Source organism: Paraburkholderia agricolaris (assembly GCF_009455635.1).
GTDB classification, from domain to species: Bacteria; Pseudomonadota; Gammaproteobacteria; order Burkholderiales; family Burkholderiaceae; genus Paraburkholderia; species Paraburkholderia agricolaris.
The window spans coordinates 4,593,923-4,618,181 of record NZ_QPER01000001.1 but is presented as its reverse complement, the minus strand read 5'-3'; the positions used below and the strand labels follow the sequence as shown (position 1 = coordinate 4,618,181).

Annotated in this window: 26 protein-coding genes; 13 read left to right on the top strand and 13 right to left on the bottom strand. The window is 63.4% G+C overall.

Features of this window, described 5'->3' with window-relative positions; genetic code table 11:
- Positions 1–24: 24 nt before the first annotated feature.
- The gene (locus tag GH665_RS20435; protein ID WP_028198500.1) at positions 25–765 is read left to right on the top strand and encodes an RNA polymerase sigma factor FliA; all 741 of its coding nucleotides are present in this window, start codon (positions 25–27) and stop codon (positions 763–765) included.
- Between the two features lie 64 nt (positions 766–829).
- On the opposite strand, the gene GH665_RS20430 is transcribed toward GH665_RS20435, so the two are convergent.
- The 5 genes from GH665_RS20430 to flgA all read right to left on the bottom strand — a co-directional run bounded on the left by GH665_RS20430 (position 830) and on the right by flgA (position 4,267).
- A complete protein-coding gene (locus GH665_RS20430) occupies positions 830–1,240 on the bottom strand; it encodes a type II toxin-antitoxin system HicB family antitoxin (protein ID WP_153137861.1) in 411 nt (136 codons plus the stop codon).
- Entirely contained in the window at positions 1,237–1,419 is a 183-nt protein-coding gene (locus GH665_RS20425) for a type II toxin-antitoxin system HicA family toxin (protein ID WP_153137859.1), read from the bottom strand. Before GH665_RS20425 ends, GH665_RS20430 begins: the two co-directional genes overlap by 4 nt.
- Positions 1,420–1,728: 309 nt before the next feature.
- Positions 1,729–2,175 (bottom strand): flagella synthesis protein FlgN, encoded by a 447-nt coding sequence (locus tag GH665_RS20420; RefSeq protein WP_153137857.1) that lies wholly within the window; start codon positions 2,173–2,175, stop codon positions 1,729–1,731.
- A 94-nt stretch (positions 2,176–2,269) separates the two neighbouring features.
- On the bottom strand, positions 2,270–2,626 hold the full coding sequence (gene flgM / locus GH665_RS20415; RefSeq protein ID WP_153137855.1) for a flagellar biosynthesis anti-sigma factor FlgM: 357 nt from the start codon (positions 2,624–2,626) through the stop codon (positions 2,270–2,272).
- A 183-nt stretch (positions 2,627–2,809) separates the two neighbouring features.
- Positions 2,810–4,267 (bottom strand): flagellar basal body P-ring formation chaperone FlgA, encoded by a 1,458-nt coding sequence (gene flgA, locus GH665_RS20410; RefSeq protein WP_153137853.1) that lies wholly within the window; start codon positions 4,265–4,267, stop codon positions 2,810–2,812.
- Positions 4,268–4,485: 218 nt separating this feature from the next.
- Between flgA and flgB the strand changes: the two genes are divergently transcribed.
- From flgB to flgL, 12 genes are all read left to right on the top strand, one after another.
- The gene (gene flgB, locus GH665_RS20405; protein ID WP_153137852.1) at positions 4,486–4,980 is read left to right on the top strand and encodes a flagellar basal body rod protein FlgB; all 495 of its coding nucleotides are present in this window, start codon (positions 4,486–4,488) and stop codon (positions 4,978–4,980) included.
- A 170-nt stretch (positions 4,981–5,150) separates the two neighbouring features.
- A complete protein-coding gene (gene flgC / locus GH665_RS20400; protein ID WP_153137850.1) occupies positions 5,151–5,576 on the top strand; it encodes a flagellar basal body rod protein FlgC in 426 nt (141 codons plus the stop codon).
- Positions 5,577–5,643: 67 nt separating this feature from the next.
- A complete protein-coding gene (locus GH665_RS20395; RefSeq protein ID WP_246216312.1) occupies positions 5,644–6,333 on the top strand; it encodes a flagellar hook assembly protein FlgD in 690 nt (229 codons plus the stop codon).
- A gap of 43 nt (positions 6,334–6,376) precedes the next feature.
- Positions 6,377–7,921: a flagellar hook protein FlgE gene (locus GH665_RS20390; protein ID WP_153137846.1), complete on the top strand. Its 1,545-nt coding sequence runs from the start codon at positions 6,377–6,379 to the stop codon at positions 7,919–7,921.
- A gap of 19 nt (positions 7,922–7,940) precedes the next feature.
- Positions 7,941–8,699, top strand: coding sequence for a flagellar basal-body rod protein FlgF (gene flgF / locus GH665_RS20385; protein WP_028198510.1), 759 nt, complete (start codon positions 7,941–7,943; stop codon positions 8,697–8,699).
- A 41-nt stretch (positions 8,700–8,740) separates the two neighbouring features.
- Positions 8,741–9,529, top strand: coding sequence for a flagellar basal-body rod protein FlgG (flgG, locus tag GH665_RS20380; RefSeq protein WP_028198511.1), 789 nt, complete (start codon positions 8,741–8,743; stop codon positions 9,527–9,529).
- Positions 9,530–9,647: 118 nt separating this feature from the next.
- A complete protein-coding gene (gene flgH / locus GH665_RS20375) occupies positions 9,648–10,346 on the top strand; it encodes a flagellar basal body L-ring protein FlgH (protein ID WP_028198512.1) in 699 nt (232 codons plus the stop codon).
- Positions 10,347–10,348: 2 nt separating this feature from the next.
- Positions 10,349–11,509 (top strand): flagellar basal body P-ring protein FlgI, encoded by a 1,161-nt coding sequence (locus GH665_RS20370; RefSeq protein ID WP_028198513.1) that lies wholly within the window; start codon positions 10,349–10,351, stop codon positions 11,507–11,509.
- 12 nt (positions 11,510–11,521) lie between these two features.
- On the top strand, positions 11,522–12,517 hold the full coding sequence (flgJ, locus tag GH665_RS20365) for a flagellar assembly peptidoglycan hydrolase FlgJ (protein ID WP_153137843.1): 996 nt from the start codon (positions 11,522–11,524) through the stop codon (positions 12,515–12,517).
- 440 nt (positions 12,518–12,957) lie between these two features.
- Positions 12,958–13,731: a flagellar brake protein gene (locus GH665_RS20360; RefSeq protein ID WP_174771731.1), complete on the top strand. Its 774-nt coding sequence runs from the start codon at positions 12,958–12,960 to the stop codon at positions 13,729–13,731.
- Between the two features lie 97 nt (positions 13,732–13,828).
- Positions 13,829–15,811, top strand: a complete 1,983-nt coding sequence (flgK, locus tag GH665_RS20355) for a flagellar hook-associated protein FlgK (protein ID WP_153137841.1) — start codon at positions 13,829–13,831, stop codon at positions 15,809–15,811.
- A gap of 10 nt (positions 15,812–15,821) precedes the next feature.
- On the top strand, positions 15,822–17,042 hold the full coding sequence (gene flgL / locus GH665_RS20350) for a flagellar hook-associated protein FlgL (RefSeq protein ID WP_153137839.1): 1,221 nt from the start codon (positions 15,822–15,824) through the stop codon (positions 17,040–17,042).
- A 77-nt stretch (positions 17,043–17,119) separates the two neighbouring features.
- On the opposite strand, the gene fliR is transcribed toward flgL, so the two are convergent.
- The 8 genes from fliR to GH665_RS20310 all read right to left on the bottom strand — a co-directional run bounded on the left by fliR (position 17,120) and on the right by GH665_RS20310 (position 24,230).
- Entirely contained in the window at positions 17,120–17,902 is a 783-nt protein-coding gene (gene fliR / locus GH665_RS20345) for a flagellar biosynthetic protein FliR (protein WP_030102371.1), read from the bottom strand.
- Between the two features lie 46 nt (positions 17,903–17,948).
- Entirely contained in the window at positions 17,949–18,218 is a 270-nt protein-coding gene (gene fliQ, locus GH665_RS20340) for a flagellar biosynthesis protein FliQ (RefSeq protein WP_028198519.1), read from the bottom strand.
- 56 nt (positions 18,219–18,274) lie between these two features.
- A complete protein-coding gene (gene fliP / locus GH665_RS20335; RefSeq protein WP_153137837.1) occupies positions 18,275–19,117 on the bottom strand; it encodes a flagellar type III secretion system pore protein FliP in 843 nt (280 codons plus the stop codon).
- On the bottom strand, positions 19,117–19,779 hold the full coding sequence (gene fliO / locus GH665_RS20330; RefSeq protein ID WP_153137835.1) for a flagellar biosynthetic protein FliO: 663 nt from the start codon (positions 19,777–19,779) through the stop codon (positions 19,117–19,119). Before fliO ends, fliP begins: the two co-directional genes overlap by 1 nt.
- A complete protein-coding gene (gene fliN / locus GH665_RS20325) occupies positions 19,776–20,240 on the bottom strand; it encodes a flagellar motor switch protein FliN (RefSeq protein WP_153137833.1) in 465 nt (154 codons plus the stop codon). Before fliN ends, fliO begins: the two co-directional genes overlap by 4 nt.
- Entirely contained in the window at positions 20,233–21,231 is a 999-nt protein-coding gene (gene fliM, locus GH665_RS20320; RefSeq protein WP_153137831.1) for a flagellar motor switch protein FliM, read from the bottom strand. The genes fliN and fliM overlap by 8 nt, the downstream gene beginning before the upstream one ends.
- A 50-nt stretch (positions 21,232–21,281) precedes the next feature.
- On the bottom strand, positions 21,282–21,788 hold the full coding sequence (gene fliL / locus GH665_RS20315) for a flagellar basal body-associated protein FliL (RefSeq protein WP_153137829.1): 507 nt from the start codon (positions 21,786–21,788) through the stop codon (positions 21,282–21,284).
- Positions 21,789–22,679: 891 nt separating this feature from the next.
- Positions 22,680–24,230 carry a flagellar hook-length control protein FliK gene (locus tag GH665_RS20310; protein WP_153137827.1) on the bottom strand — a complete coding sequence of 517 codons (1,551 nt, stop codon included), beginning with the start codon at positions 24,228–24,230 and terminating at the stop codon, positions 22,680–22,682.
- Positions 24,231–24,259: the final 29 nt, after the last annotated feature.

Here is a 24,259-nt window from a genome sequence, read left to right as displayed (position 1 = left end):
CGGCACAAGGACAAGGGGAGCACGATGTATAACGCTCAGGGAAAGATCTCCCAAGCCGACGTTCTGACGAAGTACGCGCCGCTGGTGCGTCGCCTCGGCTTGCAGCTCGTCGCCAAGATGCCGGCGAGCGTCGATCTCGACGACCTGATCCAGGCCGGCATGATCGGATTGCTGGATGCGGCGAGCCGCTACAAGGAAGACCAGGGCGCGCAGTTCGAGACCTATGCCAGCCAGCGGATTCGCGGCGCGATGCTCGACGAATTGCGCAGCAACGACTGGTTGCCGCGCAGCTTGCGGCGCACGTCGCGCGAAGTCGAATCCGCCGTGCACAAGGTCGAACAGAATCTGGGGCGCTCGGCGAGTGAAACGGAAATCGCGGAGCATCTGCAAATGCCGCTCGACGAGTATCAGTCGATGCTCCAGGATCTGCACGGCAGTCAGCTCATCTATTACGAAGACTTCGACCGTTCCGCGGACGACGAACCGTTTCTCGACCGTTATTGCGTCGATCATTCGGATCCGCTGTCGGCGCTGCTGGACGACAGCCTGCGCTCGGCGCTGATCGAGGCGATCGACCGCTTGCCGGAACGCGAGAAGCTGCTGATGTCGCTGTACTACGAACGCGGCATGAACCTGCGCGAGATTGGCGCGGTGATGGAAGTCAGCGAGTCGCGGGTGTGCCAGTTGCACAGCCAGGCCGTGGCGCGTTTGCGTACGCGCCTGCGTGAGATGGCATGGGCGAACGCCGAGGCGACGGGCGCCTGACGGCCTGATGGTTGACCGGCGGCGCGTGCAACGCCCGCCTTCTCGTTCTGTTTCTTCTCTTCAGTTACGCGTCCGCCATCTCGTGCTCGGCGGCCAGCGCGAGAAACGCCGAGCGCGACATGCCGCGTGCCTGGGCGTAAGCGTCGATATCGTGAACCAGCGCCTCGGGCAGCGAGATATTGATGCGCACGGCTTTCTTCAGCGCCGGAATATTGCGCGTGGTGACAAATCCCCAGGTAAAACCGTCGTAGTCGGGATTGCGCCGATGCTCCTCCAGCGTTAGCCGCTCGGGAATCGGCAGGCCTTCATCGAGCAGCGTGTCCAGATGTGCCTCGATCGCTTCTTTTGCGTTCGCGTAGGCTTCTTCCAGCGAATTACCCGCCGAATGACAACCCGGAATATCGGGGACGATCACGCCGAGCGCGTGGTGCGTGTCACCAGGTTCGATTGCGATCGGGAAAATCAGATTTTTCATTTCAGACCCGCCTGTTTCAGGATGCTGCTCAATGTGCCGGGCGGAAGATCTTTTTTCGGGTGCAGGATGGTCACGAGACCGGCTTTTACCGCGTGCCGAAAATGATGGTGACTGCCCGTTATCCGGATCAACCGCCAGCCATCCGCTTGAATTACTTTGACGACTTCGGCGCTGTTCATAGTGCACTCCTCTGAATATACACACGATTACACAACTTCGCTAGTGGTTGACGTTCCGCTTTGCTCGTGCGGCGCGGCGTCGAAAAGCCGTGAGCGACGGCGGAGAACCTCAGTGGGGGGAATCCGTGATTTCAACCTGGCGGGGAATTGCGCGCGACCTGGCCGGATGGCCAACGTGCGTTGGAGAAGGGCCTAAGCGCCCTGAGCGGAAGGGGAAAAGCAAAAAGGGCTCGTCAAAGACGAGCCCTTTTGTTCAAGGCAATCTACGCAACGGCGTCAGCGCGTGAAACGCGCCGCGTAGCTACATTTTCAACCCGCCGGTTGCGCCGGAATCCGCCCATCCGGGCCGTAGAAACCGGCCTTTTGCGGTACGGCCACCTGCAGCGCTGTCAGCGCGCGCTGGTTGTAGTCCATCCGCACGCGGATCAGCTCACCGTTGTTCGTATTGAAGTGCCGCGCCCGCTCGGCGGCTTTTTGCAGCAGCGCCCATTGCTCGGCGATCCGCGTATCCGCGCTGGCCGCGAGCTCCATGCCGGGCCAGCCGGCCGGAAAGCCCATTTCCGCGAGCAGCCCGTCGCGCGTGGCTTCGAGTTTGGCGAGCGTGCCGATCAGTTCGGTTTTCTTCTCGATGATCGGCGGCAGTAGCTCCAGCGGCGACAAGGCGGTCAATGCCTTCGTCTCGAGCGTCAGAATCGAGGCGAATGCCTCGACGGCCGAATATTCTTCGATGAGGGTGGCAAGCAGGGCGTCTTTCATCTCAACAACTCGCTGAACACGACGGCTCGCGCACGATTCGCGAGCCGGGTTTGTCGAATGCCGCCCGGCCATTCACCATACTTCGATGCGTCGATTAGTTGCCGGTCGACGAGGTTTTGCTTTGCAACAGTTCGCGCGCGGTATTCAGCACGCCGTCGGCGATCTTGCTCGCATCGATCGTCAGCGAGCCGTCCTTGATGGCTGCCTTGATCGACTCGACGTGCGCCGTGTCGATATCGGCCGAGCCGGACGCCGCGAGGCTGCGCAGATGCTGCGACAGACCCGACAGGCTGACGCTGGCGTCGCCCGAGCCGCTGGTAGTGGTCGGCGAGCTCGTGCTCGCACTCTGCGCGTTGCTGGTCACGCTGTTCGTCGCGTCGCCTGGTTGCGAGCGGGACAGGGCGTCTTTCAACGTCGGCAGATTCGAATTGGTTGTGGAATCGACTTTCACGATTGGCTTCCTGAACGATTTGATTCTGATAACGGCAAGCGCTGATCAAAACTTTAGCGCAATCGCTCCAGGTTTTACCTTTCCTTTCAAGATAATCCGGCCCCATCACGGACGCTACGGCTGCCGCGGCCACTGGGCCCGTGGCGCGGGCCGTCGCGCCTGACTCCTCGCCGGCGCACGGCTTCATAGCTGAATCTCCACCGTCGAACCATCCTTGACGATGCCGGAGATGATCTGGCCGTTAGCCGTCTTCACCCGTACCTGCTGGCCCGGCGAGGCGTTGTTCATTGCGCTGCCTTCGGCGGAAATCGCAAAGCCCTGGCCGGCCGCGACGACCCGCACCGTTTGCCCGATGGACACCGCCGACGCGCTTTTTATCATGTCGCGGCGCAGTGGCATACCACCGGCGATCCGCACGAGCGACACCGAACCGACCGCCTGCGATGGGTCCGTAACGATCGCCTGCGGCAGACCGGTCAGGTCGCCGTCACGCGCGACAAGGTCGGCGGCTGTGAACACTTCGCCCGGCGCCATCGCGCGGGCGGCCAGATAGTAGGTGGCGCGCAGCGAAATGCGCGCTTGCAGATAGATGGTCCACGGCCGTTCGCCGGCGCAACGCACGCCGACGGTCATCCGGCCCCACAGGCGCGCACCGCTGGGCATGAACGGTTCGAGCGTCGTGCAGGCCGCAAGGCCGCGCGGGAAGGCCGGTGAGACGGTGATGTCGACCTTGCCGGGCAAGCCTGCCGATTGTTGTTGCAGGAACGCGAGCGCAGCGCTGCGAATTGCCTCGGCGTCTTGCTGGCCGGGCAACGGCGCGGGCTGTGCCAGCGCGGCGGGTTGCAGATTCTGTTGCGCGACAGCCGGCGCCACCTGGCGCACCGACGGCGAGCGGCCGATGGTGGCGGGCGGTGTCGGCATTGGAGCCGGTGTCGGCGCCGGTTTGGGTGCGGCTGCGGCGGCCGCGATGGGTTTGCCGTTCGCACCCAGCTGAGGCGGCTCGCCACGCGACGCCAGGCTATCGAAGCCACCGGCTGCCGGCGCATTGCCGATTGCGCTTTCGATACCGGCGCCGTTGGCGCTGTTGCCAGGCGCGGGCGCGCGTCCAGCTGCGTTTCCAGATGCGGTTCCAGGCGGGGGAATCGTCACGACGCCGTTCGCGTCGGGCCTGAAACTGGTGCGGATCATTTGCGGCGCGGCGGGCGGCTCGTCCGCGCCCGGAATGACGATCGAACCGCTCGCGTTGGCGGCTCGCGTGAACTGATCGGTGTTGCGCGCGACCGGTCCCGGCGCCAGCGACTGCGCGGTCGCGGCAGCGAGCGTCGCTGCGGACCCCGCGCGTTTGGCGGGCGCGGCCTGCATCTGCGCGGCCAGATCGGCGAGGGCGGCCGGATTCTTTTCACCCGGGCCCGGAATCACGATGGCGCCGCCGGCGTCCGGAGCCTGTTGAGCCTTTGTCGATGCCGGCAGCAGCACGATGCCGCCGGCGACCCATACCGCGAGGTTCACGGCAACGCGAGCCAGCAGACGGCACGCGCCGCGGGATACGCCACGCGCAGCACGCCGGACCGCGCCCGCACTCCCGCGATGCGCGGCCACGCGGCTTGCGTGGTGCGTCAGGTCGAAGGCGGGCTGGTCCATCGTGTTTCTCCATCGAATGCATCGGTACGCCTTGCATTCTAGAGAGCGCCCCCATTGCGCAAACGTTGAATAGAAGCCCCCTTTCCCGGTTATTCGTCCGATTGCCACTTGCGTTCGGCCCATAAGATGCACCTCATGCAAAAAGGTCTTCCCGGCCGACGCAGGTTTAACGCGAGACAAGCCCCGGGAAGCCTCGGGAACGTTCTCCGGAGATTTCTATGCTGGACAAACTCGATGCCGAATTCGCCTTTGGCCGTCAGGCGCTCGATGTACGCGCTTACCGGCAGGAACTGCTGTCGTCGAATATCGCCAACGCCGATACCCCCGGGTACAAGGCGCGCGACGTCGACTTCGCTTCGTCGCTGGCCGGCGCGCTGAAGAAGGCGGGCGGCGGCGCGGGCACAGGCGCTTCGAACAACTCGACGCTTGCCATGACGCAGCCCGCGGGCGTGACGAGCGGCATGTCGATGGTGTCGACCGCGCCGGGCCACATGTCCGGCAACGCGACGTTGACGCCGACCGGCGGCACGCCCGACGACTACGGCAATCTGCAATACCGCATCCCGACGCAACCGGCGCTCGACGGCAACACGGTCGATATCGATACGGAGCGGGTGCAGTTCGCGGACAACACGCTGCACTTCGAATCGGGCATGACGGTGCTGTCGAGCCAGATCAAGACGATGCTCGCGGCGATCACGTCGGGCTCGTAGTAACAGGTAACGGATACAGCGGCCAACGCCGCAAAAAGAAAACGCAGTACGCACGAACAATCGCTACGGGATTTAACTTGAGGCCGGGTCGGCCCATGCAACTGCGTTGCATGGGACCGGAGTAAGCGCTAAAGCGCCAACTCCGGTCGACATAGGAGAGGGAAGGGAACATGCCATCTTTGATGAACATTTTTGGTGTTGCAGGCTCCGCGATGTCGGCGCAGTCGCAGCGGCTCAACGTGACGGCGTCGAATCTCGCCAACGCCGACAGCACGACGGGTCCGGACGGCCAGCCGTACAAGGCCAAGCAGGTCGTGTTCGCGGTCAGCCCGATCGGCGGCTCGCGCACAGCCTCCGGCCAGCAGATCGGCGGCGTGCAGGTCACCGGCGTGGTCGACGACCCGACGCCGATGAAGACCGCGTACGACCCCGGCAACCCGGCTGCCAATCCGGACGGTTACGTCACCCTGCCCAACGTCGACCCGGTGCAGGAGATGGTCAACATGATCTCGGCCTCGCGCTCGTACCAGGCCAACGTCGAGACCCTGAACACCGCCAAGACGTTGATGCTCAAAACGCTCACGATCGGCACCTGAGGAGAGTTACTTGACCACCACTATTGGCAACAACGGCCCGACCGTATCGCAAACGCTGCTCGATACGATGAACGGCACGAACAGCGCGAGCGGCAGCACCAAGAGCACCAAGAGCGCGAGCAGTTCCACCAGCTCGACCGGCAGCACCTCGGGCACCTCGGCCACCGATCTGCAGAACACCTTCTTGCAACTGCTCGTCGCGCAGTTGAAGAACCAGGATCCGACCAATCCGATGGACAGCTCGCAGATGACGTCGCAGTTGGCCCAGATCAATACGGTGTCGGGCATCAGCCAGTTGAACACGACGCTCACTTCGCTCGCCACGCAGATGTCGGCAGGCCAGCAGTCGCAAGCCGCGCTGCTGATCGGCTCGACCGTGCTCGCGCCGGGCAACTCGGTGACGGTTGCGAGCGGCAAGGCCAGCTCGTTCGGCGTGCAGCTCGCCAACTCCGTGGGCGATCTGCAGATCGTCGTCAAGAACTCGGCGGGCACGATCGTCAACACGCTCGACCTCGGCAAGCAGTCGGCCGGCACGATTCCGGTGGGCTGGACGCCGACCGACTCGGCAGGCAACACGCTGCCCGACGGCAGCTACACGATCACCGCGGTCGGCACGATCAACGGTCAGCAAGCCACGGCCACCACGCTTGCGGGCGCGACCGTGCAAAGCGTCGTCATGCAAAGCAGCGGTACACCGGGTCTCGTGCTGTCGAACGGCACGACCGTGGGCTTGAGCAGCGTCGCTGCCATCCTCTGATTCAGATTCAGTCAGTTACGACTTTCCAGATACGGAGACCGTCATGGGTTACCAACAAGGTTTGAGTGGTTTGTCCGCAGCGTCGAGCGATCTCGATGTGATCGGCAACAACATTGCCAACGCGAATACGACCGGCTTCAAGAGCGGCGCTGCGCAGTTTGCCGATATGTATGCCAATTCCGTGGCGACCGCGGTGAACAACCAGATCGGCATCGGCACCCAGTTGTCCGAAGTGCAGCAGCAGTTCTCGCAAGGCACGATCACCAGCACCAATCAGGCGCTCGACGTCGCGATCAACGGCAACGGCTTCTTCCAGCTGTCGAACAACGGCTCGCTGGTGTACTCGCGCAACGGCGTGTTCCAGCTCGACAAGAACGGCTACATCACCAACGCGCAAGGCCTGCAACTGATGGGTTACGCGGCGAACAGCTCGGGCGTCATCAACACGGCGCAAACCGTGCCGCTCAGCGTGCCGACCGCGAATATCGCGCCGCAAGCCACCACCAAGATCGTCGCCGGTCTGAACCTGAATGCGCAGGACCCGCTGATGCTCGGCACGCCGACCGTGGCGGCGGCGGCCGGCAACAGCGGCGGCCTGAGCACGACGGGCGCGACGATCACGAATACGGCTTCGGGCACGAACAACGACAATTACTCAGTCACCTTCGACGCCACGACGACTCCGCCGACGTACAAGGTGACGGACAGCACGCTCGGCACGACGTCCGCCGCCACGCCTTATACGTCCGGCACGGCGATCCAGCTCGGCAACGGCCAGACGATTACGATTACCGGCACGCCGGCGACCGGCGACAGCTACACGATCAAGCCGACAGCGATTGCGTTCAACCAGAACAGCTCGTCAACGTATAACTACTCGACCAGCACGACGGTCTACGATTCGCTCGGCGGCTCGCAGACGGTCAACATGTATTTCGCCAAGACCTCGGCCGGTACGTGGAACGTGTACGCGGGCACCTCGACGGGCACGGCGAACCTCGTCGGTCAGGCGAACTTCAATTCGTCGGGCACGCTGCTCGGCACGACCCAGGTCAACACCCCGCTCACGAGTCCGCCGACGTTCACCGCCACCACCACGCCGTTCGTCTACAACTTCAGCATCCCGACCACCGACGGTTCGTCGACGCCGCAGAACCTGACGCTGAACATCGGCGGCACGACGCAGTACGGCGGCAAGGACGGTGTGAACTCGCTGCAGCCCGACGGCTACGCAGCCGGCACGCTGACGAGCTTCACGATCGGCGCCGACGGCACGCTGACCGGCAACTACTCGAACCAGCAGACCGCGGCGCTTGGCCAGATCGTGCTGGCGAACTTCTCGAACCAGAACGGTCTCGTGAACCTCGGCAACAACGAATTCCAGCAGACCTCGCAATCGGGCGTCGCGCAGATTTCGTCGCCGGGTTCGACCAATCACGGCGTGTTGCAAGGCGGCGCACTGGAAAACTCGAACGTCGATCTGACGAGCGAACTGGTGAACCTGATCACGGCGCAACGCAACTATCAGGCGAACGCGCAGACGATCAAGACCCAGCAGACCGTCGACCAGACCCTGATCAACCTGTAAGCGACCGGGACCTCCCATCATGGATCGGCTGATCTACACCGCAATGTCGGGCAGCACGCAGGCGCTCGAACAGCAGGCTATCGTCGCCAACAACCTGGCGAACGCCTCGACCACCGGCTTTCGCGCCCAGCTCGCAACTTTCCGCGCCGTGCCGATGGCGTTCGGCGACGGCAGTTCGATCAACGACAACACCACCCGCACCTTCGTGCTGTCGTCCACGCCGGGCGCCGACTATACGCCGGGGCCGATCCAGCAGACGGGCAACCCGCTCGACGTGGCGATTCAGGGTCCGGGCTGGCTGGCGGTGCAAACCGCCGACGGCGGCGAGGCTTACACGCGCGCCGGCAACCTGCACGTCGACGAGAACGGCCAACTGGTCAACGCGATGAACCAGGTCGTGCTCGGTAACGGCGGTCCGGTGTCGGTGCCGCCGGGGGCGGAGATCACGATCGGCAAGGACGGCACGGTGTCCGCGCTGACGCCCGGCGATCCGCCGACCGCGGTGGTGACGGTCGACCAGTTGAAGCTGGTGAATCCGGATCCGCAAACCATGACGCGTGGCGACGACGGCCTGTTTCGCACCGCCGACGGCAATGCCGCCGACGCCGATCCGGCCGTCACGCTGGCGCCGGCTTCGCTCGAAGGCAGCAACGTGAATCCGGTCGCCGCGATGGTCTCGATGATCACCAACGCGCGCCAGTTCCAGATGCAGACGAAGCTGCTGGAGAACGCGGACAAGAACGATCAGTCCGCCAACCAGCTGCTCAGCTTTAGCTAACGGGTTGTCCCGGGATTGCCCCGACACCTTGGAGAAGAATTATGAATCGCTCGCTCTACATCGCCGCTACCGGCATGAATGCGCAACAGGCGCAGATGGACGTGATTTCGAACAACCTCGCGAACGTCAGCACCAATGGCTTCAAGGGTTCGCGCGCGGTGTTCGAGGATCTGCTGTATCAGACCATCCGTCAGCCCGGTGCGAACTCGACGCAGAACACCGAACTGCCGTCCGGCATCCAGCTCGGCACGGGTGTGCAGCAGGTCGCGACCGAGCGCCTGTACACGCAGGGCAACCTGCAGCAGACCGGCAACTCGAAAGACATCGCTATTAACGGCCAGGGCTTTTTCCAGGTGCAGATGCCTGACGGCACGACCGCGTACACGCGTGACGGCTCGTTCCAGACCAACGCCCAAGGCCAGCTCGTCACTTCGAGCGGCTATCAGGTGATTCCGGGCATCACGATCCCGAGCAACGCCACCTCGCTGACCATCGGCAGCGACGGCGTGGTGTCGATCACCGTGGCCGGCTCGACCAATAGCCAGCAGCTCGGCTCGATGCAGCTCGCTACCTTCATCAACCCGGCCGGTCTGGATGCGAAGGGTGAGAACCTGTTCGCGGAAACGGCTTCGTCGGGCGCGCCGAACATCGCGCAACCGGGCCTGAACGGCGCGGGCAACCTTAGCCAGGGTTACGTGGAAGCATCGAACGTGAATGTGGTGCAGGAACTGGTGAACATGATCCAGACGCAGCGCGCTTACGAAATCAACAGCAAGGCCGTGACAACTTCCGACCAGATGCTGCAGACCCTCAGCCAGATGCAGGTTTAAGGCTCAGGGGATCAGGAATCAAGAGCGCCTCCGAACCTGTCGCTTTGCGACAGGCCCCCCAACGGGGACCAGGAAAATTTGGGACGGCCCGGCGCTTTCTCGAAAGGCAGTAATCAAGATGTCGCACTTCACTCGTCATCCGGTTCATTCGCGCACCGCTCAGGCGCTCGTGCAGCTCACGCTGCTCGCGACGCTGGGCGGCTGCGGCCTCGTGCCGAAGCAGCCGATCACGCAGCAGCCGATGACTGCGCTGCCGCCGATGCCGCCGCAGGCTCAATCGCCGGGCTCGATCTACAACCCGGGCTATGCGGGCCGGCCGTTGTTCGAAGACCAGCGGCCGCGCAACGTGGGCGACATCCTGACGATCGTGATTCAGGAAAACGTCAACGCGACAAAGTCGTCGGGCGCCAACGCGAATCGCTCGGGCAGCACCAACTTCAACGTGCCGACCGCGGGCTTCCTCGGCGGACTGTTTGGCAAGACCAACCTGAGCGCCACCGGGGCGAACGTGTTCAACGGAACCGGCGGCGCCAATGCGTCGAATACGTTTAACGGCACGATCACCGTGACGGTGACCGGCGTGCTGCCGAACGGCAATCTGATGGTGAGCGGCGAGAAGCAGATGCTGATCAATCAGGGCGATGAATTCGTGCGCTTTTCCGGCGTGGTGAATCCGAACACGATTTCCAACCTGAACGCCGTGTACTCGACCCAGGTGGCCGACGCGAAGATCGAATACTCCGCGAAGGGCTATCTCAACGAGGCCGAGAACATGGGCTGGTTGCAGCGCTTCTTCCTTAACGTGTCGCCGTGGTGATCATGCGTACCGTCTTTTCCCGCCTCGGCCGCGCCCTCGCTCTCGTTGCGCTCGCTTGCGCCGCGCTGCCGGCCGCCACGCCCGCCCATGCCGAACGTCTGAAGGACCTCGTGCAGATTCAGGGCGTGCGCGACAACCCGCTGATCGGCTACGGCCTCGTCGTCGGTCTCGACGGCACGGGCGACCAGACCACCCAGACGCCGTTCACCACGCAAACGCTCGCCAACATGCTGGCGAACCTCGGCATCTCGATCAACAACCAGGCGGCGGGTTCGACCAACCAGCAGTCGTCGCTGTCGAACATCCAGTTGAAGAACGTCGCCGCGGTGATGGTCACGGCGGTGCTGCCGCCGTTCGCGCGTCCAGGCGAAGCCATCGACGTGACGGTGTCGTCACTCGGCAATTCGAAGAGCCTGCGCGGCGGCACGCTGCTGCTGACGCCGCTGAAAGGCGCGGACGGCCAGGTGTACGCGCTCGGCCAGGGCAATCTGGCGGTCGGCGGCGCCGGCGCGAGCGCCAACGGCAGCAAGGTGCAGGTCAACACGCTCAATGCGGGCCGCATTGCCGGCGGGGCGATTGTCGAACGCGCGGTGCCGACCTCGGTATCGCAGGCCGGCACGATGCAGCTCGACCTGAACGACATGGACTACGACACCACGCAACGCATCGTGGCCGCGGTGAACAATGCCTTTGGCAGCGGCACGGCCACGGCGCTCGACGGCCGCACGATCCAGCTGCGCGCGCCGTCCGATCCGGAGCAGCAGGTCGCCTTCATGGCGCAATTGCAGAACCTCGACGTCAAGCCGGCGCAAGCCGCCGCGAAGGTGATCCTGAACGCGCGCACCGGCTCGATCGTGATGAACCAGATGGTCACGCTGCAAAACTGCGCGGTGGCACACGGCAATCTGTCGGTGGTGATCAATACGCAGCCGGTGGTGAGTCAGCCGGGCGCGTTCTCGAACGGCCAGACGGTGGTGGCCAAGCAGTCGCAGATTCAAATGAAGCAGGACAATGGCGCACTGAAGATGGTGACCGCCGGCGCCAACCTCGCCGAAGTGGTGAAGGCGCTCAACGCACTCGGTGCGACGCCCGCGGATCTGATGTCGATCCTGCAGGCCATGAAAGCGGCGGGCGCTCTGCGCGCCGACCTGGAAATCATCTAAGGAAGACACAGGATGAATTCGGATACGACCAATTCCGCCAATATGGCGAACGACCTGACCCAGCGCTTCGCGCTCGACGTGCAGGGCTTCGGCAAATTGAGCGCGCAGGCCAAGGCTTCGCCGCAGGCCGGGATGAAGATGGCCGCGCAGCAGTTCGACGCGGTGTTCACCCAGATGATGTTGAAGAGCATGCGCGATGCGACGCCGCAGGACGGCCCGTTCGATTCGCACGACAGCGCCACCTTCACGTCGATGATGGATCAGCAGTTGTCGCAACAGTTGTCGCAGAAGGGCATTGGCGTGGCTGACGCGATGCTCAAGCAGATGATGCGCAATCAGGGTCTGCAAGCAGGCGGCAGCGGCGCGGGTGGCGGTCTGGCCGGCATGGCCAATGCACTGGGTGGCGGCAGCGGCGGCGACGAAGGTCAGACCGCGGCGCTGAACGCGCTCGCCAAGGCCTATGGCAATGCGCAGGCCAATGGCCAACTGGCGATGGGTAAGGGCTACTCGGCCAACAGTGCGCTGACTCCGCCGCTCAAAGGCGACGGCAGTTCGCCGAAGGTCGACGCCTTCGTCGACAAGCTCGCCGAGCCGGCCCAGGCCGCCAGCGCGGCAACCGGCATTCCGGCGCGTTTCATTATCGGCCAGGCCGCGCTTGAATCGGGCTGGGGCAAGAGCGAGATCAAGAAGTCGGACGGGTCGACCAGCCATAACGTGTTTGGCATCAAGGCGACCAAGGACTGGACCGGCAAGACCGTTTCGACGGTCACGACAGAGTATGTGAACGGCAAGCCGCAGCGCATGGTCGAAAAATTCCGTGCGTACGACTCGTATCAGGAAGCGATGACCGACTACGCGAGCCTGCTCAAGGGCAACCCGCGTTATGCGCAGGTGATTAACTCCGCGCATGACGTGAATGGCTTTGCCAATGGCATGCAGCGCGCGGGTTACGCGACCGATCCGCATTACGCTAAAAAACTGATGTCCATCATGCAGAAAATGGGCTGAACTGCCGTTAATGCAGGGGCGCGGTTGCACAGGAGTACGCAGCCAGTCAGTTTTTGCCGTCTGATTTTCTCGAATAAAGTATGCACGCGACGGGGCCAGGTGCATAACAAGACGGACGAGGCCGGCCGCCTGCGGGCGGCCGGTCCACCCGCATAAGCGGCGTGATGTGTGCTGCGTGCCGCTGCGTGCCGTTGATTGCCGCCTGGTTTCGATGCACCGGATTGCGCTGATCGCCTGTCGGCGTTCTAACGTTTGTGGCAAATATTTCATTAACCGCCCTAAATTTTGGCGGAATGCTGCCGCTAATCAGTTAGACCCGATACCGGAAAGCGTTGTAATGTCCGGTTGAATGCGCGTGCTGCGGCTTCGACGAAGACCGCGCGAAAGCCCCGGCAGGAGCCTTGGCACGCGCCCGCAAGAACATGCATACCGGCAAGCCCATGGATACTAACCAGTCGCACGGCCAGACCGACGCACCCGGCCAGTCGCACGCTCCGCTAGACGAAAGCACACCCGATTTCGGCCGTCGCAATCCGCTGGAGATCGGCGTTCAGTTGCGTAACCTCGTCAATCGGGGCGATTTCCTCACCGTTGAATATGCGGGTGGTCAGCTCGTGACGCGCCTGCTCGAGGTCGACGTGCGAGGGCGCACCTTCACGTTCGATTGGGGCGCGCTCTCCGAACAGAACAAAGGCTTGCTGGCCGCGCCGCGCTGCCAGTTCCATGCTTCGCCCGACGGTGTGCGCGTCGAGTTCGTGACCGCCACACCGCGCGAAACCCGCTATGAAGGGCTGCCCGCGTTCGAGGCGGACTTCCCTGAAGTGCTGTTCTACGTTCAGCGCCGCGAGTATTTCCGCGTCGACGCGCCGATTCTCGACCCGTATGTGTGCAGCGGCCGTTTGCCCGAAGGCGACACATTCCGTTTCGAAGTGCACGACCTGTCGCTCGGCGGCGTGGGCATGCGCACCACGGATGAGCGCGTGGCCGAATTGCCGATGGGCGTGCGCTTGCAGGATTGCGAGCTGTCGCTTGGCGGGTTCGGCCGGCTTTCGCTCGATCTGCAACTGGTGTCGCACCGCTCCACGGCGTTGCCGAATGGCACCCAGCGCTATCAACTCGGTTTTCGTTTTCTGACGCTGCCGGGAAACGCCGAAAACACGCTGCAACGTCTGATTACGCAACTCGAAATGAAGCGCCGCTCGCTGGTGCGCTGATGTGGGATGGCCCTCAATTTTTCGTCGAAAGGGCCGTTAAACAGAATGTTCAAGTAACGCGGCGGCAAGTGGTCGGTGTCGCCCTTCAGGATGACGCATGTCGAGCAACCTCATCAATCTCGGACTCAGTGGACTGAACGCAGCCCAGTGGGGACTTACGACGACCGGCCAGAACATCAGCAATGCGTCGACGCCGGGCTACACGATCGAAACCCCGGTCTACGCGGAAAGCGCCGGCCAGTACACGGGTTCCGGCTACTTGCCGCAGGGGGTCTCGACTGTCACCGTGACGCGCCAGTACAGCCAGTATCTGACCACTCAGCTGAACAACGCGCAGAGCTCGGGCAGCTCGCTGTCGACCTATAACACGCTGATCTCGCAACTGAACAATCTGGTCGGGAGCCCGACTTCCGGCATTGCGAGCGCGATCACCAGCTATTTCACCGGTCTGCAGAACGTCTCGAACAACGCCTCCAGTCTGGCCACCCGCCAGACCGCGATGAGCGGCGCGCAGACGCTCGTGAACCAGATCAATGCCGCCGGCCAGCAATACGACGCGCTGCGCCAGAGCGTCAACACGCAGCTCAGCAACACCGTTTCGCAGATCAACAGCTACACGCAGCAGATCGCGCAGTTGAACGGCCAGATTTCCCAGGCCAGCACGCAAGGACAGCCGCCGAACCAGTTGATGGATCAGCGCGATCTCGCCGTGTCGAACCTGTCACAACTGATCGGCGTGAACGTCGTGAACAGCAACGGCAGCTACAGCGTGTTCATGGCCAACGGCCAGCCGCTCGTGTCGTCAACCAACAGCTACAACCTGGGCACCGCGCCTTCGACGGGCGATACCAGCGAATTGTCGGTGCAGTATCTCGGCCAGGCCGGCGCCAACCCGGCCGCCGCGCCGCAAAACCTGCCCGACAGCAAAGTCACCGGGGGGACGCTGGGCGGTCTGCTGGCATTCCGCAGCCAGACGCTCGATCCGGCCGAAGCGCAACTTGGCGCGATTGCAGTGAGCTTCGCTTCGCAGGTCAATGCGCAGAACAGCCTTGGCGTTACGCTCGCCGGCGCTCAAGGCGGCGCGCTGTTCTCGGTGGGCGGCCCCACCGTCTACGCGAACACGCAGAATACCGGCAATGCGCAGCTAAACGTCTCGTTCGCGAATCCCGCGCAGCCGACCACCGGCGATTACACGCTGTCCTACAACGGCAGCGTCTACACGCTGACCGACAATTCGACCGGCAACGTGGTGGGCTCGGCGGCCAATCTGAGCAAGCCGATCAATGGCCTGAATTTCTCGACCACCGGCACGATGAACGCCGGCGACTCGTTCACGGTTGAACCGACCCGCGGCGCGCTCAACAGCTTCAACACCGCGACCACGGACCCGTCGGCGATCGCCGCCGCCGCGCCCGTGCTGGGTTCCGCAACGGCGAGCAACACCGGCACCGGCACGATCACGCAAGGCACGGTGACGGCCGGCTACACGATGCCGAATGCGACCACTACGCTGTCGTACAACGGCACCGGCCTCACCGGTTTCCCGGCTGGCTCGACGGTGACGGTGACGGCCGGCACACCGCCGACCACCACCACCTACGACACCGGCACGACGCCGGTCATCCCGTATTCGGCGACCACCGGTGCGACGCTGACGATCAACAACGCGGCGGCGGGCAGCATGAACGGCGTGTCGGTCACGATCAGCGGCGCACCGGCTGCCGGCGACACCTTCACCATCGGCCCGAACACCGGCGCAAGCAACGACGGCCGCAACGCGCTGGCGCTGTCGAACCTGTCCAACGCGAAAGCGCTGGCCGGCGGCACGGTCACGCTGACGGGCGCCTATGCGAACTACGTCAACCAGATCGGCAACCAGACCAACCAGATTCAGACCTCGAGCACGGCGCAGACCGCGCTGGTGACGCAGATCACCACCGCGCAGCAGTCGGTCTCGGGCGTGAACATCAACGAAGAAGCAGCCAACCTGCTTCAGTATCAGCAGCTGTATCAGGCAAACAGCAAGGTCATCCAAACCGCGCAGACCCTGTTCCAGACGATACTTGGCATCTTCCAGTGAGGCGTTGAACATGCGTATCTCCAGCATGCAGTACTTCAACATGAACGTTGCGACGATGAGCGACCAGCAAGCTCAGCTGTCGCAGCTGTACGCACAGATCTCGAGCGGCGTGAGCCTCTCCACGCCGTCGGACAATCCGCTCGGCGCGGCGCAGGCGGTGCAGTTGAGCTCGACGGCGACGAGCCTCGCGCAGTACACGACCAACCAGAATGTGGCGCTGTCTTCGCTGCAGCAGGAAGATTCGACGCTCGGCAGCGTCAATACCGTGCTGCAGAGTATTCACACGCTGGTGCTGCGCGCCGGCGACGGTTCGTTGAACGACGGCGACCGTGGCTCGATCGCGACGCAATTGCAGAGCTTGCGCAGCCAGTTGCTCACGCTTGCCAACTCGACCGACCCGCAGGGCAATGCGTTGTTTGGCGGTTATCAAAGCACCGCGCAGCCATACACCACCAACTCGGCCGGCGCGGTGACCTATTCGGGCGATACAGGCACGCCTGCCATGCAGATCACCCCCTCGCACACCATTCAGACGGGTGACAACGGGATCGCGATCTTCAACAGCGTGGCGGCGATCGGCACCAGCTCGGTACCGGCCGCGACGACCGGCAACACCGGCACAGGCGTAGTTAGCACCGTCAGCATGACGAATCCGACCAACCCGGCCAACGCGGACAAGTACAGCATTTCCTTCACGTCGGCGACCACTTACACGGTGACCCAGACCACGCCTTCCGGCACGGTGACCACGGGCGGACCGCAACCGTTCACGGCCGGCTCCGCGATCACGCTGGGTGGGCAGACCGTGTCGATCAGCGGCGCGCCGAACGCGGGCGACAGCTTCACGGTGACGCCGGCCACGCAAGGCAGCACGGACGTGTTCGCCAACCTGAGCCAGTTGATCACCACCTTGCAAACGCCGGTGTCGGGCGGCGCCTCGACTGCCAGCTTCCAGAGCGCGCTGACCACCAGCATGACCCAGCTCGAAAACACAATGAACAACGTCGTGACAGCGCAGGCGGCGGTGGGTGGCCGCGAGCAGCAAGTGCAGGCATTGCAGACGGTTACGCAGACCAACACCTTGCAGACGGCGAGCAACCTGGCGGATCTCACCCAGACCGACATGGTCAAGACGATCGGCCAGTACACGATGACGCAAAACGCGCTGCAAGCGGCACAACAGGCATTCGTGAAGATTCAGAGCGTTTCGCTGTTCCAGTACCTGAACTGAACGCGGCAGTAGTCTGAAACACGGAAGGGCGGAAGCCGGTGTGAGCCGGCTCCCGCCCTTCCTGTTTTCCGCGTACGCTACTTCAATCCGGCTGCAACCCGTCCCATCTGATCGATGCCGATATCGAACAGGCGCATGAAGAACGGAATCATGTTCGGGATCATCAGTTGCAGAAGCAGCATGCCGATCAGCATCGTCAGTGGAAAGCCGATCTGGAACACGCCGATTTGCGGCGCGGCGCGGTTCAGTATGCCGAGCGCGAGATTGGTGATCAGCAGTGCGACAACCACCGGCAGCGACAGCAGCAGGCCCGCGGAAAACACTGTGCTGCCGAAATTCGCCAGGGTGCGCCAGCCAGGTGCGCCCAGAATGTTCGCCGACACCGGAACGGACTGGAAGGTGGCCAGCAGCGCACTGATCATCTGCAGATGGCCGTCGATCACCAGAAACACCAGCATGGCGATAGTGTTCATATAGCTCGACAGCACCTGGCTCGAACTGCTCGCCTGCGCATCGAAGAATGTCGCGAAGCCGAGGCCCATGCCGAGTCCGACGAAATCGCCGGTGGCGCTGATCGCCTGAAACACGATCTGCATCGTCATGCCGAGCGCGATGCCGATCAGGAACTGGTTGACGATGATCCACACCCCTTCGGCGGAAAACACCGTGACTTGCGGCAGCGCGCCGAGCGTGGGCGCGACGATGATCGTGATGAAGGCCGCGAGGCCGATCTTCACGCGTGTGGGCAGCGAGCGGTGGCCGAGCACCGGCGCGGTTGCCACCAGCGCGAGAATCCGCACGAACGGCCACAGGAACGCCGTGAGCCAGGCGTTCAGTTGGGCGTAGGTGACGGAAAACATGGTGGAGGGGGAGCGGGCGAGCGCCGGGCGAAGGCCTGGGCCGCGCTCAGTTGACCAGCGAGGGGATGTTGGTGAGCGTCTGGCGTAGGTAGTCGAGCATGGTCGTCAGCATCCACGGACCGGCGATCACCATCGTGATGGCGATCGCGAGCAGCTTCGGAATGAACGACAGCGTGGTTTCGTTGATCTGCGTGGCGGCCTGGAACAGGCTCACCACCAGACCGACCACCAGCGCGACCAGCAGCAACGGCGCGGCAAGCAGCAGGCCGACATACATGGCCTGGTGCGCGAGCGTCATGACGGATTCTTGATTCATGGCGTTTTCAGTGCGATGCGTGAGGGGTTAAGTGACGCAGCGAGGTGAACCAGCGGTTAAACAAAGCTTTGCGCGAGCGAGCCGAGCAGCAATTGCCAACCGTCCACCAGCACGAACAGCATCAGCTTGAACGGCAGCGAGATGGTGGCGGGCGACACCATCATCATCCCCATCGACATCAGCACGCTCGCTACCACCATGTCGATGATCAGGAACGGGATGAAAATCGTGAAGCCGATCTGGAAACCCGTCTTCAGTTCGCTCGTCACGAACGACGGCACCAGCAATGACAGCGGCACGTCTTCCGGACCTTGCATGGGTGCGGCGTGCGAGATGCGGGCGAACAGCGCGAGATCGCTTTCGCGGGTCTGGCGCAGCATAAACGTCTTGAACGGCGCGAGGCCGCGGCCGACGGCGGTCTCCATCGGGATCGTGCCTTCGGAGAACGGTTTGTAGCCGTCGTTATAGGCCTTGTCGAGCACCGGCGACATCACGAACAGCGTGAGGAACAGCGCGAGGCCGACCAGCACCTGGTTCGGCGGCGTGGTGGTGGTGCCGAGCGCCTGACGCAGCAGCGACAAGACGATGATGATGCGCGTGAAGCTCGTCATCATCAGCACCATGGCCGGCAGAAACGACAGCATCGTGAGCAGCAGCATCGTCTGCACGCTCAGCGAGTAGGTCGTGCCGCCGTTCGGGCCCGGGCTTGTATTGAAGGCCGGCAAGCCGGCGGCTTGTGCGAACGACAGCGTCGGCAGCGCGAGCATCAGTGCCGGTAACGCCACGGGCGCCACGCGGCGCAGGACGGCAATGGCTTTCAAAGCGATGCGAGACATGCGAGTGGTGTGCGCTTGATGGCCTGACTGCACGGGTCGCGATGATTGAAGACTGAACTGCATTACCGATCCCCGTTGCCTTGCCCGTTGAAACGTTTGCTCACTTCGCCTCGTAGAGCGTCGCGAAAGCGTTGACCGAAGGTGCCGGGCAACGCTGTGCCCTTAGCCGATGCATCCGACCCGCCAGCTGTGGCCGGTTGCGTGCTCGCGATGGAATCGCCCGCGACCGAACCGGCGGGCATGGTGTGCAGCAGGCGCACATTGCCGGGTGCCGTGCCGAGCACGAGCCACGTGTCGCCGATCTCTACCACGGCGACGCGCTCCTTGCCGCCGAGCGAGGCGCCGCCGATCGTCTTCACGAGGCCGCTGCGATTGGCCGGCTGCAAGCCGAAGCGGCGCGCGAGCCATGCGCAGGCGAACACCAGGCCGATCACCACCAGCAGGCCGACGATGGTTTGCAGCACCGCGCCTACGCCGAGCGCCGGAACGGCCGTGCCGGCGCCGACACCCGATGCGATGTTCGCGGCGTTGTTGACCGCGTTCATGTCGGCTGCGTGCGCGGCCGATGCTGCGAAGCTCGCCACGCAGGCCACTGCGAACACCCGCGCCGAAGTGGCCGTGGACGTCGTTGCCGTTGCGGTCGCTGCTGTTGAGGCTGCGGGCACAGTGCGATTGAGAACATTGCGCGACGCGTGCAGCATGGCGCGACCGGCAACGCGTTTCATCGATTCAGCTTCCGGATGCGTTCGGACGGCGTGATGATGTCGGTCAGACGGATACCGAACTTGTCGTTCACGACCACCACTTCGCCCTGGGCGATCAGGCAGCCGTTGACCAGCACGTCCATCGGTTCGCCCGCCATGCCGTCCAGCTCCACCACCGAGCCTTGCGCGAGTTGCAGCAGATTGCGGATCGCGATCTTGGTGCGGCCGAGTTCGACGGTCATCTGGACGGGAATGTCCAGGATCATGTCGATGTCGTTGCGCGTCGAGGTCGACTCGACCTTCGAGAGCGGCTGGAACACGCCGGCCGTGGCCGCGCTGACTTCCGTGTTGTCGTTCTGCTCGGCCAGCGCGCTGGCCCAGTCGGCCATCGCCGCGTCGTCTTCGGCGCTGCCGGCGTCGGCGGCCAGTTGCGGCTCGCCGGTGGCCAGCTCGGCCTCAGTCTTTGCGTTCAGGTCACTCATATCCACCTTCCTTCATCGTGTCGGCTGCGCTGATCATTTTCTGGACCCGCAACGCGTACTGACCATTGAAAATTCCGTAGCCGCATTCCATCACCGGCACGCCATCGACTTTCGCCGTGATGTGTTCGGGGATATTGATCGGCAGAACATCGCCCTTGCGCATGTTCAGGATCTGTTCGAACGTGACCGGCACCTGCGCGAGGTCGGCGGTCAGTTCCACTTCCGCTGCCTGCACCTGTTGCGACAGCACGCGAACCCAGCGACGGTCGACTTCCATCGCCTCGCCCTGGATCGGCGACGAGAGAATGTCGCGGATCGGTTCGATCATCGAATACGGCATGCAGATGTGCAGCGTGCCGCCCGTCGTACCGAACTCGATCGAGAACTGCGTGACGATGACGATTTCGTTCGGCGTTGCCACGTTGGCGAACTGTGTGTGCATTTCCGAGCGCACGAATTCGAACTGCAGCGGGCGCACGCTTTTCCACGACGCCGCGTAGTGCTCGAACGTCAGATTGAGCAGCTTCATGATGATGCGCTGCTCGGTTGCCGTGAAATCGCGGCCTTCGACGCGGGTATGGAAGCGCCCGTCGCCGCCGAACAGGTTGTCGACCACGAAGAACACCAGATTCGGGTCGAACACGAACAGCGACGTACCGCGCAACGGCTTCATGTGGACCAGATTCAGATTGGTCGGGATCGGCAGGTTGCGGGTGAATTCGCTGTACTTCACCACCTTCACCGGACCGACGGAGATTTCCGCCGAGCGCCGCATGAAGTTGAAGATGCCGACGCGCAACAGACGCGCGAAGCGGTCGTTGATGATCTCGAGACCGGGCATCCGGCCGCGGACGATGCGTTCCTGCGTCGCGATGTTGTACGGACGTACCCCGGAGCGATCAGTCTGCTCGGTTTCCGAATCGGACTCGCCGGTGACGCCCTTGAGGAGGGCATCGACCTCCTCCTGGGACATGAACTCTTCGTGGCCCATTCCTTATTCCTCGTGCGTCCGGCGGTTAGTGATGGCAGCGTGAATCAGGTTCACTGCACGACGAATTCGGTGAACAGCACGTCCTGGACATGGATCGGCGCCGCGCCCTTATCGGTCGGCTCTTCGATCAGCGTCCGGAGTTCGGCGGCCAGCGCGCGTTTGCCTTCGAGCGGCGCGAGTTCTTCCGGGTGTTTGTTCGACAGGGCGAGGAGGATGCGGCTGCGCACTTCCGGCATATGCTCGGTGAGTTCCTGCTGGGTTCTCGGGTCGTTGAGCTTGAGCGTCAGGCCGATACGCAGGAAGTGTTGCTGACCGTCGTCCGATTGCAGGTTGACGGTCATCGATTCGAGCGGGAAGAACAGCGGCGCGGCGAGCGGCGGCGGAGCGCTGGCGGTTTCCGCCGACACCGGGGCCGGCGCGCGTTTGGACATGAAGAACCACACACCCGTGCCGGCAGCGCCTGCGGCGATGATCGCGATGAGGACGATCAGGATGATGCGCTTCAAGGGGCCCGGGGAAGCGGGCACGGCTTGCTGGTTTGCGGTCGTGGTTGCCATGAGGTTTGCTTTGCTTGCCTTTATTGCTGATGAGGGTGATTGTTGTTGATTTGCCTGCGGCGCGATGGGTCGAAAAGAAGGGTTATTGAGGGCTATCTCTGGTTTTTGCCGGTTCGGCGTTTTGTTGGTTATCTGGCTCTTTGGCCTTTCCTTGATTTGTTAGTGGTCTATTAGCGTTGCCCCTGTGCGGAGCGGCACCTACTTTTCTTTGCCTGCCGCAAAGAAAAGTAGGCAAAAGAAAGCGGCTCAAACCGCTAATTCTTAAGCGGGTCCCCCGCGCAGCCACGGTAGTGGTGCATCTGGAATCTGTGTCCTCGCACATTCGGCGTCAGTGACAAGGGTGTCATACCTCCGGCGGCGCTGCGCGCGCCGATGCCCGGTTCAGAAAGCCGCCCGCCGGGTTTTCGGTCCCCCGATTCCGCCTCCCAACTCGTCATTGAATCGCTGCCACTCAGCCGCGGTGTGACTCCCCCGTTCTCCGACTCGCCGAGGCGAAGCCGAGGGCTCCCGCTGCGCGAAGCAAACCCGCCGGTTTCCCTGGCAGACCCATCCGCGACGCACGTAGTGCGGAGTGGGAGCTGATGAGTGCCTTGTCAACGACGCGGAGTGTGCGGGGGCACGGATTCCAGATGCACCACTACCGCGGCTGTGCGGGGGACCCGCTTATGAGCTGGCGGGGTGAGCCGCTTTCTTTGCTTATCTTTCTTTGCGGCGGCAAAGAAAGTAAGTGCCGCCCCGCACAGGGGCAACGCTAATAGACCACTAACAAATCAAGGAAAGGCCCAAAGACCAAAAGACCAATCCCAAACAGACCACTAACAAATCAAGAAAAGGCCAAAAGCCACACAAGCACAACCAAACAAAAACCGCCGAACAGGCAAAAAAAACTACTTAAGCAAACGTATCGACCAACCCAGCACTCCGCCGAACGGCGACATCAGCCACTACAGAATCAGAATCACCTGCGGCCCCGCCGCCAAAAGCCCCAGCAGCCCCGCTGCCACCTCCACCAGAACGCCCCGACCCAGCACTCTGCTGCCCGCCCTGCCGGGCAAACCCATCGCTAACACTAGCGCTCCCCAACCCAATCCCATTGGATTCCATCGCCTCGCGAAGCTTCGGCAATGCCGCCTCGACAGCTTCCCGCACCTGCTGGTGCTGCGAAACAAACAACGCATGTGCATGGTTATCGGCAACCTGCAACACAACCTGCAGCGGCCCCAGATCCTTCGGATTCAAAGTCAGCTCGGCGCTCTGCGAATGCGCATTCGACAAAAACACCACCTTCTGACTCAACGCGTCTTCCCAATCCGTCGTGCCCACCTGCGGCGACAACGCATTCGCCACTTCCGCCGCACCGGCGTTCCCCGTCGTTTGCACAGCCGTCGTCGTGCTCGCGGCGCCGGCCGCAGCCTGGCCGGCTGCCAGCGCCGCCGTCGCGGCATCGGCCGCACTCTTGAAGGAGGCCAGATCGTCAGTCTGCGCACCGCCGGCAGCGGTCGCGCTCAGCGCGTCGGCTGCCGCCTTCGCCGCCGTCGATGGGTCGGCCATTGTCGTCGCCGCAGTCGTCAATGTGGTCTTGCCGGCGCTCGATCCCTTGCCGTTGCCGAATAAACCAGCCGCCAAGGTCTTGCCGTCCGCCGATTCGTTCAGCCCGTTGCTCGCGCCAGCACCCAAACCGCCCGCCGGCGTTGCGTTCGCCGCCGCGCCGCTGGCGAGCGCCTGCGCCGGGACCACGGCCTGGCCGCTCGCCAACGCGGCCAGCGCCGCCTGCAGGGCGTCCTGCGCGGACTTTGAATCGGTCGCGGAAGTCTTCTTGCCGGTGGCGCCATCCGTCGTGGGATCCGTGCCAGCCTGCGTGGTCGCGGCGTCAGTCAGCGCGGCGGCAGGGTCGGTGCTCGCCGGATCGGCGGCGTTGTTCGCGTTGGCCTGCGCTTGCGCCTGAGCTTGTGCCTGCGCGGCTGCGGCGGCCGCTGCCGTACCCGCGTCGGTCTGCGTGGTGTTGCTGGTGGTGGACTTCGAAGGCGTCGCGTTGTTCGTCCCGTTCGAGGCCTGCTGCGAGCCTGACGACGAACCAGCCGACGAAGCCGACGACGAGCTGGATGAAGATCCATTCGCCGAGTTGCCGTTGTTCGTGTTGCTGCTCGCGGCATGCTGGTTCTGCGTCGACGGATCGGGCGGCGGCGGCGCGTCATGCACGCTCGACGAAGAGGCCGAAGAGGCCGAAGACGACGAGGAAGCAGACGAAGACGAAGAAGACGAAGAGGACGGCGGAGCCGGCGGCTTGCTCGCACTCTGCACCGCCGTGTTGTTCTGCAGGTTGATGCTCTGCTGCAGGGTCTGCGAGAACGGCGTGGCGTTCGCCGCCGCAGCCATGGCCGCGGTGGTGGACGTACTGCTGGCGGAGCCGAGCAGTGAACCGATCTGTGAAAGAAGCGACATAGGGAATCCTGTCAATCCGTCAAACGGGG

What these genes read in the sequence shown, in the direction of transcription:
- GH665_RS20435 (WP_028198500.1), top strand. Translation starts at nt 25, where the DNA reads ATGTATAACGCTCAGGGAAAGATCTCCCAAGCCGACGTTCTGACGAAG.
- GH665_RS20430 (WP_153137861.1), bottom strand. Translation starts at nt 1,240, where the DNA reads ATGAAAAATCTGATTTTCCCGATCGCAATCGAACCTGGTGACACGCAC.
- GH665_RS20425 (WP_153137859.1), bottom strand. Translation starts at nt 1,419, where the DNA reads ATGAACAGCGCCGAAGTCGTCAAAGTAATTCAAGCGGATGGCTGGCGG.
- GH665_RS20420 (WP_153137857.1), bottom strand. Translation starts at nt 2,175, where the DNA reads ATGAAAGACGCCCTGCTTGCCACCCTCATCGAAGAATATTCGGCCGTC.
- flgA (WP_153137853.1), bottom strand. Translation starts at nt 4,267, where the DNA reads ATGGACCAGCCCGCCTTCGACCTGACGCACCACGCAAGCCGCGTGGCC.
- flgB (WP_153137852.1), top strand. Translation starts at nt 4,486, where the DNA reads ATGCTGGACAAACTCGATGCCGAATTCGCCTTTGGCCGTCAGGCGCTC.
- flgC (WP_153137850.1), top strand. Translation starts at nt 5,151, where the DNA reads ATGCCATCTTTGATGAACATTTTTGGTGTTGCAGGCTCCGCGATGTCG.
- GH665_RS20395 (WP_246216312.1), top strand. Translation starts at nt 5,644, where the DNA reads ATGAACGGCACGAACAGCGCGAGCGGCAGCACCAAGAGCACCAAGAGC.
- GH665_RS20390 (WP_153137846.1), top strand. Translation starts at nt 6,377, where the DNA reads ATGGGTTACCAACAAGGTTTGAGTGGTTTGTCCGCAGCGTCGAGCGAT.
- flgF (WP_028198510.1), top strand. Translation starts at nt 7,941, where the DNA reads ATGGATCGGCTGATCTACACCGCAATGTCGGGCAGCACGCAGGCGCTC.
- flgG (WP_028198511.1), top strand. Translation starts at nt 8,741, where the DNA reads ATGAATCGCTCGCTCTACATCGCCGCTACCGGCATGAATGCGCAACAG.
- flgH (WP_028198512.1), top strand. Translation starts at nt 9,648, where the DNA reads ATGTCGCACTTCACTCGTCATCCGGTTCATTCGCGCACCGCTCAGGCG.
- GH665_RS20370 (WP_028198513.1), top strand. Translation starts at nt 10,349, where the DNA reads ATGCGTACCGTCTTTTCCCGCCTCGGCCGCGCCCTCGCTCTCGTTGCG.
- flgJ (WP_153137843.1), top strand. Translation starts at nt 11,522, where the DNA reads ATGAATTCGGATACGACCAATTCCGCCAATATGGCGAACGACCTGACC.
- GH665_RS20360 (WP_174771731.1), top strand. Translation starts at nt 12,958, where the DNA reads ATGGATACTAACCAGTCGCACGGCCAGACCGACGCACCCGGCCAGTCG.
- flgK (WP_153137841.1), top strand. Translation starts at nt 13,829, where the DNA reads ATGTCGAGCAACCTCATCAATCTCGGACTCAGTGGACTGAACGCAGCC.
- flgL (WP_153137839.1), top strand. Translation starts at nt 15,822, where the DNA reads ATGCGTATCTCCAGCATGCAGTACTTCAACATGAACGTTGCGACGATG.
- fliR (WP_030102371.1), bottom strand. Translation starts at nt 17,902, where the DNA reads ATGTTTTCCGTCACCTACGCCCAACTGAACGCCTGGCTCACGGCGTTC.
- fliQ (WP_028198519.1), bottom strand. Translation starts at nt 18,218, where the DNA reads ATGAATCAAGAATCCGTCATGACGCTCGCGCACCAGGCCATGTATGTC.
- fliP (WP_153137837.1), bottom strand. Translation starts at nt 19,117, where the DNA reads ATGCAGTTCAGTCTTCAATCATCGCGACCCGTGCAGTCAGGCCATCAA.
- fliO (WP_153137835.1), bottom strand. Translation starts at nt 19,779, where the DNA reads ATGAAACGCGTTGCCGGTCGCGCCATGCTGCACGCGTCGCGCAATGTT.
- fliN (WP_153137833.1), bottom strand. Translation starts at nt 20,240, where the DNA reads ATGAGTGACCTGAACGCAAAGACTGAGGCCGAGCTGGCCACCGGCGAG.
- fliM (WP_153137831.1), bottom strand. Translation starts at nt 21,231, where the DNA reads ATGGGCCACGAAGAGTTCATGTCCCAGGAGGAGGTCGATGCCCTCCTC.
- fliL (WP_153137829.1), bottom strand. Translation starts at nt 21,788, where the DNA reads ATGGCAACCACGACCGCAAACCAGCAAGCCGTGCCCGCTTCCCCGGGC.
- GH665_RS20310 (WP_153137827.1), bottom strand. Translation starts at nt 24,230, where the DNA reads ATGTCGCTTCTTTCACAGATCGGTTCACTGCTCGGCTCCGCCAGCAGT.